The following is a 1,854-nucleotide window of genomic DNA, read 5'->3' on the forward strand; positions in this document are numbered from 1 at the left end:
TTTAACCCCAGTGGCCTTTGAACAAAAATAGCAAATCAAAGTAGAATGCGTGTCCGATTTATTGACGTAGATCCAATGAAGTAAAGATATACAATGAAATTTCAATTATATTTCAATATTTTCTCTAAAATTAAGATAAAATTCAAAAAAATACATCCCTCGTCTATTAGAGAGATGCCCGTCAATATCATTAATATTGCTCATTAATTTTGTTTTTTTGCTGTTCACGAAGTCGTTTGATAATCCGTCTATAGGCGGGAATCATCACAATTAGTGAGCCAATCCATGCCAACACATTAGCTAAACTGGCACCAAAAAATCCGAAGGGTCCCACCAAAGCAATGGCTGCTACTGTGCGCATCAACAATTCTGCAATGCCTGCAAAAGTTGGTGTTTTAGAATCGTTTAATCCTTGCAATACATATCGAATAATAAATAGTGCTGATAGAATATAATAAAAGGCCCCATTTGCCCAAAAATATTGTTGTGCTAAATCAAGCACACGCTGTTGATCTGCACCCACGAACAACATGACCGCAAAATCACCAAAAGCAATCTCTAAAATCCCCATAAAAAGACCAAATCCCATACTCATTAATAGCGCCTGTTTGACCCCGACAAGAATACGCTCATATTGTTTGGCACCATAATTTTGGGCAGCAAAAGTTGCCATTGTAATACCAAATGACATTAGCGGTAATGTGGCAACTTGATCAATACGTTGCGCAGCAGTTGTTGCCGCTACTGCATCAGTTCCTAATGTGTTAAGAGCACCCTGCAATACTAATGCGCCAATAGCAATTATAGAGCTTTGAAAACCCATTGGTAACCCAGCGCGCAAATGAATCCGAATATCTACCGAATCCCATTTGAAATCAGAACGATGAACCTGTAGTAAGGGCGAAAAACGATAGATATGCCAAAAACTTAACACTGTAGAGACAAGTTGTGCAATAACAGTTGCCAGAGCCGCACCAGCCACGCCGTAATTCAAACCAATAATAAACCATAATTCAAGTATAATGTTAACGATCATACCAACAATAAGATAGACTAACGGTGAACGCGAATCACCAATAGCACGCAGTGAATTAGCCGTGACATTGTACCCCATCGTAGCAAAAATACCGCCTAAGATAATAGCGATAAAAATAAATGCTTGATCAAAAATTTCTGCAGGCGTCTGCATGATTTTTAATAACGGATAAACAGCAAGTAAACTTAAAATCGTGACGATAACGGTGGTTAAAGCTGAAACAATTAACGTTGAGGCCATACTCTTACGCACACCAGCAATATCACGGGCCCCATAGCGTTGTGCAGTGATAATGGATAACCCAGCCGTAAATCCTTGCACAAATCCTAAAATCAAAAACATAATGGATCCAGTGGCACCAACGGCCGCCAAAGATTTGACTCCTAATGTTTGTCCAACAATCACGGTATCAGAAAAATTATAAAGTTGTTGAAAAAGATTCCCAATAACCAGCGGTATGGTAAAAAATAAAATTTGCTTAGCTGGTGAACCTTGCGTTAAATCTCGCATAATTAATCACATCTCCAAAAATAAGTAGTCATAAGCCAAATACCTATTCTACCTGAATAGCATCTGTTTGACTAGTACTTTATTTCAGTTTTTACGATATTTATTTCAACGTAATAAAAACTAAAAGAGTATTTTATTTTAGTCACTTAACACAAAAAACGTCAGTCTATGCCTAATGGCGTATCACTGACGTTTTTTAGTAATATATTGTTTATTAACTGTGTCACAGTATGCTCCTATACTGAAATTCCGGACTACTTTCTTTCTAGGACGAAATCCGAGATAATATAATATAGGAGCTTTTTATG

At 37.3% G+C, this 1,854-nt stretch carries 1 protein-coding gene; it reads right to left on the reverse strand.

The genetic code is table 11. The features are described 5' to 3' along the window. Window positions 1-190 precede the first annotated feature (190 nt). Entirely contained in the window at window positions 191-1,546 is a 1,356-nt protein-coding gene (locus tag K5Q14_RS09715; RefSeq protein ID WP_220735500.1) for an MATE family efflux transporter, read from the reverse strand. Window positions 1,547-1,854 lie beyond the last annotated feature (308 nt).

Source organism: Leuconostoc inhae (genome assembly GCF_019656015.1).
Classification (GTDB): Bacteria; Bacillota; Bacilli; order Lactobacillales; family Lactobacillaceae; genus Leuconostoc; species Leuconostoc inhae_A.

What these genes read in the sequence shown, in the direction of transcription:
- K5Q14_RS09715 (WP_220735500.1), bottom strand. Translation starts at nt 1,546, where the DNA reads ATGCGAGATTTAACGCAAGGTTCACCAGCTAAGCAAATTTTATTTTTT.